Origin of the sequence: Candidatus Methanoperedens sp. (genome assembly GCA_012026795.1) — an archaeon.
GTDB lineage: Archaea > Halobacteriota > Methanosarcinia > Methanosarcinales > Methanoperedenaceae > Methanoperedens.
The window spans coordinates 132478-140204 of the sequence record VEPM01000010.1 but is presented as its reverse complement, the minus strand read 5'-3'; the positions used below and the strand labels follow the sequence as shown (position 1 = coordinate 140204).

General features: G+C 39.1%; 9 protein-coding genes. 4 read left to right on the top strand and 5 right to left on the bottom strand.

Features of this window, described 5'->3' with window-relative positions:
• Positions 1 to 351: 351 nt before the first annotated feature.
• The 4 genes from FIB07_05825 to FIB07_05810 all read right to left on the bottom strand — a co-directional run bounded on the left by FIB07_05825 (position 352) and on the right by FIB07_05810 (position 3259).
• Complete coding sequence (locus FIB07_05825; protein ID NJD52372.1) at positions 352 to 576, bottom strand: exodeoxyribonuclease VII small subunit; 225 nt, start codon at positions 574 to 576, stop codon at positions 352 to 354.
• A complete protein-coding gene (gene xseA / locus FIB07_05820) occupies positions 561 to 1778 on the bottom strand; it encodes an exodeoxyribonuclease VII large subunit (GenBank protein NJD52371.1) in 1218 nt (405 codons plus the stop codon). The genes FIB07_05825 and xseA overlap by 16 nt, the downstream gene beginning before the upstream one ends.
• 70 nt (positions 1779 to 1848) lie before the next feature.
• Positions 1849 to 2307, bottom strand: coding sequence for a bifunctional nuclease family protein (locus FIB07_05815; GenBank protein NJD52370.1), 459 nt, complete (start codon positions 2305 to 2307; stop codon positions 1849 to 1851).
• A gap of 70 nt (positions 2308 to 2377) precedes the next feature.
• Entirely contained in the window at positions 2378 to 3259 is an 882-nt protein-coding gene (locus FIB07_05810) for a hypothetical protein (protein NJD52369.1), read from the bottom strand.
• Positions 3260 to 3405: 146 nt separating this feature from the next.
• On the opposite strand from FIB07_05810, the gene pheA reads away from it, so the two are divergent.
• The 4 genes from pheA (at position 3406) to FIB07_05790 (ending at position 6609) form a co-directional block, all read left to right on the top strand.
• Complete coding sequence (gene pheA / locus FIB07_05805) at positions 3406 to 4212, top strand: prephenate dehydratase (protein NJD52368.1); 807 nt, start codon at positions 3406 to 3408, stop codon at positions 4210 to 4212.
• A 92-nt stretch (positions 4213 to 4304) separates the two neighbouring features.
• The gene (locus tag FIB07_05800) at positions 4305 to 4952 is read left to right on the top strand and encodes a DUF120 domain-containing protein (protein ID NJD52367.1); all 648 of its coding nucleotides are present in this window, start codon (positions 4305 to 4307) and stop codon (positions 4950 to 4952) included.
• Positions 4949 to 5632, top strand: a complete 684-nt coding sequence (gene ribB / locus FIB07_05795; GenBank protein ID NJD52366.1) for a 3,4-dihydroxy-2-butanone-4-phosphate synthase — start codon at positions 4949 to 4951, stop codon at positions 5630 to 5632. Before FIB07_05800 ends, ribB begins: the two co-directional genes overlap by 4 nt.
• Positions 5633 to 5814: 182 nt before the next feature.
• Positions 5815 to 6609 (top strand): winged helix-turn-helix domain-containing protein, encoded by a 795-nt coding sequence (locus tag FIB07_05790; protein NJD52365.1) that lies wholly within the window; start codon positions 5815 to 5817, stop codon positions 6607 to 6609.
• Here the strand turns inward: FIB07_05790 and FIB07_05785 are convergent.
• Positions 6560 to 7408 (bottom strand): prenyltransferase, encoded by an 849-nt coding sequence (locus FIB07_05785; protein NJD52364.1) that lies wholly within the window; start codon positions 7406 to 7408, stop codon positions 6560 to 6562. The two genes, FIB07_05790 and FIB07_05785, sit on opposite strands and share 50 nt — an antisense overlap.
• Positions 7409 to 7727: the final 319 nt, after the last annotated feature.

The window sequence follows — 7727 nt, the reverse complement described above, 5'->3', positions numbered from 1 at the left end:
TCACACATTTCCATTACTGAAAACGCATGCCATAATAAGGTCACTCCGGATGGAAGGAGTGGCATTTCTGCAATTTGTGATGTAGTTTCTTGTCGCGGGGGGAAAATTAGACCGGTATTGACACCGCTGCTTAATTATTTTTCAGGCGGAAGGACTTATGAAAAGTTCATAGGGCATCTATATCATCGATTTTAGTATAATCGCCTTTGCTTTGTATTTCATCCAATTCTCTATATAACATCCGGCATTTTGCAGCCTCAATCAGCCTTCTTAACAGCGCATCATATGATTCACCCTTCATACCAAGCATTTTAAGGGCATCTCGTGTTTCTTTCCAGAACCTCTTGAGATCTACTTCACCTCAAACGGCTCTTCCTTAACTTCACCATTCTGTTCTATCAATTGTTCCACCTTCTGTTGTGCGCTTTTTAATTTCGTGTTGCATTCCCTCACAAGCTTTATCCCTTTCTCAAAATGCATCAAACTCTCATCCAGTGAAAGCTGTCCTTTCTCAAGTTTATCTACTATTCCTTCAAGCTCTGTAAGTGATTCCTCAAAATTCATTTCCATTTGCATTCCTCTTTTTCATAAACATTGCATCTTATTTTTCCATCATTCAAGATTATAGAAACTTCATCGGATTTTTTAACATCCCCTATACTTTGCACAAGTGTTTTTCCGGGCATTTTCAATGTAATGCTGTATCCTCTTGAAAGTGTTCCAAGCGGGCTTACTGCATCAAGTTTTCCTGAACGGGCATTCAAAAGCGCCTGTTTAACTTCCATAAGCCTTCCAATACCTGATATCTGCCTCCGGGTCAGTTCATCAATAAACTGGATGTACTGGGTCAATCGTTCTATAAAAAGATGCGGCGCTACACCATCCTGCAGATCAGAAAGACGGGACTTCCTGTCGCTGACAATCCGCCTCTGGTTTTCGATCAACCTTTGCCCGAGCCTCATAATGTGATTTATTAATTCCAGGCGGTCAGGAACTGCAATCTCAGCAGCAGCCGAAGGTGTCGGCGCCCGGATATCTGCCACAAAATCGGCAATCGTAAAGTCGGTCTCATGTCCTACTGCTGAAATGACCGGTATCCTTGAATTAAAAATTGCACGCGCCACAGGTTCTTCATTAAATGCCCAGAGGTCTTCGATTGAGCCACCGCCCCTGCCCAGGATGATCATATCCACATCAGTCTTATTTAGCGCATCAAGTGACCTGACAATGCTTTGCGCTGCATTATCGCCCTGCACTACTGTCGGGATAAAAAGAATATTAACCGGATATCTCCTTCCAAGCACTGTGAGAATATCATGAAGAACAGCACCTGTCGGGGACGTTGCCACACCTATCTTTTTCGGGAACCTTGGAAGTGTCTTCTTATGGTCGGGAGAGAACAGTCCCTCCATGGCAAGTTTATTCTTCAATTGCTCATATGCTTTGTAAAGCTCCCCGATACCGTCAGGCCGGACATCCCTGACCTTTAGCTGATAAGCACCTCTTTGCTCATAAACATCCAGATCCCCGAAAACAATGACCTTCATGCCATGTTCAAGTTCGAATTTGAGATTTTTTCCATGCCATTTAAACATGACGCACTGCAACTGGCTGTTTTTATCCTTCAATGTAAAGTAACGATGACCTGAACCGTGGTTCGTAAAGTTCGATATTTCCCCGCGGATCCAGGCATCATTGAATTGGCCCTGGATAAGAACACTCTTTACCGCCAGCGTGAATTCATGTACTGTATAGATACCTTTACTTTCAAAACCCATGCTATCCCAGATTGATCACCTAACGTATCTGTTTTTCGATAGCAACCTGAAAGTGATTATCCTGAAATATTTATCCTGAAATGTAACTTTCAAGAGGTACTACATCTTGAAGCTCTTCTTTCGACATTACCGCTTCTGAAAGCACATTATCCCTTATATGTATCGGGGCGCCGCATCGAAGAGCTATCGCTATGCAGTCGCTTGGCCTTGCGTCCAGTTCAAAACTCTTTCCATCCATGGAAACTGTCATTCTCGCATAATAAACCCCTTCATTTAACTCGTCTATCAGGATGTCATCTATCGTTGAATCAAGACGGGTCAGTAAAGAGACAAAAAGGTCATGTGTCATCGGCCTGGGTGGTATTTCATGATTAAGGGCAGAATTTATGGATATCGCTTCAGATATTCCGATATATATCGGCATCATGCGTTTTGCCTCATCTTCCAGCAATACGATCGGCACCGGGCCTGGCGCTTTCTCAATAAGATATACCCCTTTTATATTTACCTGTAAAGTAGTCCCGTTCATTAAGATAATATTAATAAGCACAGGTAATAAGATTAACGATAGAAATACCTTAAATCAGTTTAACCTGAAATTATCCTCCGAATATTTTTGAGCCGGCAACCAGGCTCCCTGCAACATATCCCAGGATGACCCCGCCGTTAAGAAAAGGAAGGCCTGCCTGGGGTTTGCCTTTCATAACTAACACCATAAGTACGGAAAATCCCAGGAACGTTCCAAGGATGGCGCCGATTGCCGGGATATTTACGATACCAATGAGCGGGAGTGAATAGTAAGTAGCCCCGGTTATGAAAACGTTTGCTGAAACAACAAGCAAAGTTGGCATAACGGCATCTCCAAGACCCATGAAGAAGGCTTCACGCTCTTCTTTATCGAATTTCTCAGTCCTGAACGAATAATTCCAGTGTTTCGGGATCACAAGTAAAATAGGAAGTCTTAAGTCCATAACACCTTCCGCGAGAGCCACCATGTGTTTTGTCCGGTATACTGCAATATAATCGTAAACAAGCAGCAGAATAAGTAATAGAATAACTGGCAAGATATTAAGGGATATCCCGAAAATTGAAGCAGAACCGGCCCCCAGTATCACACCTATTATGTCAATTACATACCATTCAGGGAATTTATATAAAATAACTGTAAGGGCAACTGAGCTTATGATTGTTAAAATCAGGTTCGTATCGGGTGTAAATAGCTGTGGGAACATTGAAAAAAACGCATAGAAGACATATGCTAAAGTCCAGACTACTGTGATCAGGATAAAAGCCTGGAGAATCCATTTCTTATTCAATTTTATTATAAGAAAAATGAATGCTGTGAAAATAAGAATTATTGCAACCCAGATGAAAACATTCCCTGTATCGTTTGGATCTTCAAATGCCTTGAAGTTATTAACCTCAAGCGGTTTGCTCAAAGCGATCGCAATAAGCTGAACAAGTAGCAGCATGAAAGCCATGCCAGTTATCGGGATATATTTATCAAGCCTCAAATTAATCTCCACCTATAATAAGGTGGATTGTTTTTAAAAGTTTGCTCAGATATTTTTGGAATATTCGGAAAAAGCAACAAACTATTTCTTTTATCCATCAATATAAGGAGCAGATGATAATAGGAACTCTCGGACCTAAGGGCACTTACTCGGAAAAAGCCTCGCGACAATGGGACGATCAAGCTGAATTGGAATTTTATGATGATATATTTGATACTGTTGACGCACTTTTGCGAAAAAAAGTTGATTGCAGCATAGTGCCTATTGAGAATTCCCTTGAAGGCTCAATAACGCTCACACTTGACCTGCTGATGGAACACCAGCTAAAAATCACAGGTGAAGTAGTAGTCAGGATTAAAAATTGTCTTCTTTCAAAAGGAAATCTTGAAGACATAAAAATAATTATGTCACATCCCCAGCCCTTATCGCAGTGCAGGAAATATATTAAAAATAATTTCAAAGGAGTCGAAATAAGGTCGGACCTGAGTACATCCCATGCAGCAAAACTTGCATCGGAATCTAAGGAAATTGCTGCAATAGCATCCGAGGAATCGGCCAGGATGTACGGCTTGAAAATACTGGATGAAAATATACAGGATGTTAAGGAGAATTTCACCAGGTTCATTGTTATAGGAAAAACATCGCCAGCTCCCACAGGTAATGATAAGACATCTATTATTGTGTATCTTGAGAAAAACAGGCCCGGTGCCCTGTATGAGATACTTGGCGAATTTGCCGGCAGAAATATTGACCTTACAAAGATAGAATCGCGTCCAACCAAGAAAGTCCTGGGGGATTACGTTTTCTATATTGATATCAAAGGGCACATTGAAGATAAAACCATAAATGAGACACTCCTGAAAATAAAGAGCAAGGTTGGAATGCTAAAAATACTGGGATCATACCCGGCTGCAAAATGATCAATGAAAAGTTTTATACACCTATAAATCCATATTTGAGTAGCAGCTCAAAAATGAGTGGACTATATAGATATACAATATGAGTGGATTATATGGATATACAATCTTTGAAAAAACTTGCGCTTCTTGGTGCTCACCACAAACCCCTGGAATTATCATCAGTACAATTTGCAGCGCATCTGGATTTGAGCCAGCAGACAGCAGCGCGAAAGCTCAAGGCCCTTGAAGAGGAAAGTCTAATCTCACGGCAGTTATTGCCTGATGGGCAGTTGATCTCGATAACAAAAAATGGGATCGATGTGCTGCATAAGGAATTGTGTGATTACAACGAGATATTTTCAGGGAATGGGACTATCAAAATCTTAAGCGGGAAGCTGATTACAGGGCTGGGGGAAGGACAATATTATATTTCACTTGAGGGCTACAGGACACAGTTCCTTGAAAAGCTGGGTTTTGATCCGTATCCTGGCACCCTGAATATCAGACTTGATGCAAAAAGTATTGATCTTCGTAAGAAAATAACGGAAAATATAAGGATCTCCGGTTTTACAGACCATAACAGGACTTTCGGGAAAGGTTCATGTTTCAGGGTAAGGATTTGCGATATTGAAGGCGCTGTAATTACTCCTGAGCGAACCCATTATCCTGATGATATTATTGAAATAATAGCGCCTGTTAACCTGCGGGACCATCTTGATCTCAAAGATGGCCATAATGTTAATGTGGAAGTGATAAAATGAGTCTTGATAGCGCAATAGATGCATTAAGAAACGGTAAAATGATACTCCTGTTTGATGCCGAGGACAGGGAAGGAGAAACAGACCTTGTTATCCCGGCTATATGTATAACACCATCTGATGTCGCTCTTATGCGGCGCGATGGCGGAGGGCTGATATGCGTTGCGATATATGGAAAAGCCGCAGACCGCCTGGGATTGCCTTTCATGTCAGATATTTTAAGGAGTGTCTCTAAAAACGGCCATAAATCCCTGATCAGTCTTGTGGAAAAGAAAGGGGATATCCCCTACGACTCCCGTTCATCATTTTCACTCTGGGTTAACCACAGGGAAACTTTTACAGGTATAACCGATAACGATAGGGCTCTTACAATTAGAAAAGTCGGTGAAACCGTTGATAAAGTAATGAAAGGTGAGAAAATAGATTTCGGTGACGAATTCAGGTCACCTGGCCATGTCGCGCTGCTTCGCGCGGCCACAGGTCTCCTGAACGAGAGGTGCGGGCAGACAGAGCTGTCCATAGAACTTGCACTAAAAGCCGGTATTTCTCCCTCGATGGTAGTATGCGAGATGCTTGATGACAAAACAGGAAAAGCGCTCACAAAAGAAGATGCAATCAGGTATTCAAAAGAGAAAAATATGCCGTTTATCGAAGGGAAAGATATTCCCGATGACGATTTCTAATCCCCGCTTAGTATATATAGGGAAATTGATGTAACAATAATTGAGATTTCCGGATTTTGGTACAAAAAAACCATTATATAGTAATAACTCCATCATCGCAATATTTCAGTTACATGATTATTATTGGTATCAGTAAATTTGAAAGAAAGTTGAGCAGGCTGGTGGAGAAATGGTGAGGAAAAATGAAAGCAAAAGGGTTATTGAGTCTTATAGCATTTTCTGAAAAAAGGAAGGAAATTCTTTCATTTGTGCAAAAAGAGCCAAAAACATTACAGGAAATCAAAGACCATTTTGAAGTAACTTCCCCTGAAATAATTCCTCAAATAAAAAAACTGGAAAAGAATTATCTGGTCTGTCAGGAAGATAGGAAATACGTCCTGACTGACATCGGAAAAATAGTGAATAACTCGCTTGATCAACTGGTCAAAACCCTGGATATATTTGAAAAGGATCTGGAATTTTGGAATTTACACAACCTCAAAGGAGTTCCCTGGGAGTTCCGCGTACGACTATATGAGCTTGGAGAATTCAATATTTTCAAGAGTACTCAGACTGAGATGTTCAAACCACATGAAGAATATCTTAAAAATCTGTTAAATTCAAAATTTATGTTTGGAGTCTCTCCTGTACTGCATCCGGACTACCCAAAACATATCGAAATGCTCAGGGGTAAAGGCATACCCATTTCGATTATAATAACCAGGGATGTTCTTGAAAAACTTAAAGAAAATCACAAGTTAGAGTTAGAAAAAAGTCTAAGATCCAAGAATGTGCAGTTGCTGGTATATGATGAAAATATGGAAGTTGCCTTCACAGTAACCAATAATTTTTTATCTGTGAGATTTTTCTTAAAGAACAATAATTATGATTTTTATAGAAATATCATAAGTACTGAAAAATCCGCCCTGAGATGGGGAATGGATCTCTTCAGATACTATGAAAAGCGCTCAAGTAAAATTGAATTGCAAGACTTCTGAATATAAGCATATGCGCCCATTCTCCATGAACTACTATGCTCCTGAAGATTGTTTTTTTAGGATTAGCATATAATGATATGTATATTGTTCCACCGATCCAGCTATAAAGTAGAATAAACATTTCGAATTTGATCAGATCAAAAACAGCAAGAACGATCAAACTTATATGAAAAGATGAATTAATTAAATGGAGTAATAGTTTTGCTTTTAATTCCCCAAAATATACAGGAATTGTTTTCAAACCTGCCTGGGAATCTCCTTTGATATCCTTAAAGTCGAATATTACAGTATTTATAAAACTCTTTATGAAAAATAAAATAAATATCAAAAACAAACTCAAATTCTCAGCAGGATAAATCAGGAGAATAATTGTGAGAGCCCATGTAAATGCAACAAAAAAATTTTTAATTCCCTTGCCTTGTTTTAATTTAATTGAATAATTCCCAATTTTAACTCCCTTAGTGTACATGAATCCCATAATAATAGGGAACAAAGCTATTAGCGGAAAAATCCGATTTTGTATTAGAATCAAAATGGCAAACAGAAGACACATACACAATAAAAAATAAGGAATAAACTTGTTTGCATTGCTCTCTTGCGTGCGGTTGACTTTATCCTCCATGCAATTTATGGTCCTATCCAGTGTATAGGTTGAATAGACTATTAAAACCATAACAAGGGATATGGAAATACCCATATCTTTTCCTGAAAGCAGAGAAGCCACATACAGCCTTAAACCTCCTGAAATCGCTACTACTAAAGAAGCGTATAATAAATTGATTGTTGCACCGAATACCACCACCACTATGATAATAATCTATTAAATATTAGTTAGGTCTTGCAACATTATACTAATGAACTATTGTTGTAGAATTAATAGAATATAATATAAGATTAATAATATATACTTCAACTAAAATGATGAGTATTACTTGTATAATGTATATGCTTATAAATGGAGTTACATTTTACAAGTAGAAACAAAAAAGGAGTTGGATTGGTTGGAGCAAATTGAAAAAATTCTATTATTCGGAGCCAGGTTAACACTGTTAACTTTAGCAGTACGAGTAGTATGTTATGGACAAAATGAGATGGTCTTATGATCGAAGCGCTCATAA

Bases quoted from the DNA above. Each gene is read 5' to 3' on its own strand.
- FIB07_05825 (NJD52372.1), bottom strand. From the start codon at position 576: ATGCAAATGGAAATGAATTTTGAGGAATCACTTACAGAGCTTGAAGGA.
- xseA (NJD52371.1), bottom strand. From the start codon at position 1,778: ATGGGTTTTGAAAGTAAAGGTATCTATACAGTACATGAATTCACGCTG.
- FIB07_05815 (NJD52370.1), bottom strand. From the start codon at position 2,307: ATGAACGGGACTACTTTACAGGTAAATATAAAAGGGGTATATCTTATT.
- FIB07_05810 (NJD52369.1), bottom strand. From the start codon at position 3,259: ATGGCTTTCATGCTGCTACTTGTTCAGCTTATTGCGATCGCTTTGAGC.
- pheA (NJD52368.1), top strand. From the start codon at position 3,406: ATGATAATAGGAACTCTCGGACCTAAGGGCACTTACTCGGAAAAAGCC.
- FIB07_05800 (NJD52367.1), top strand. From the start codon at position 4,305: ATGGATATACAATCTTTGAAAAAACTTGCGCTTCTTGGTGCTCACCAC.
- ribB (NJD52366.1), top strand. From the start codon at position 4,949: ATGAGTCTTGATAGCGCAATAGATGCATTAAGAAACGGTAAAATGATA.
- FIB07_05790 (NJD52365.1), top strand. From the start codon at position 5,815: ATGAAAGCAAAAGGGTTATTGAGTCTTATAGCATTTTCTGAAAAAAGG.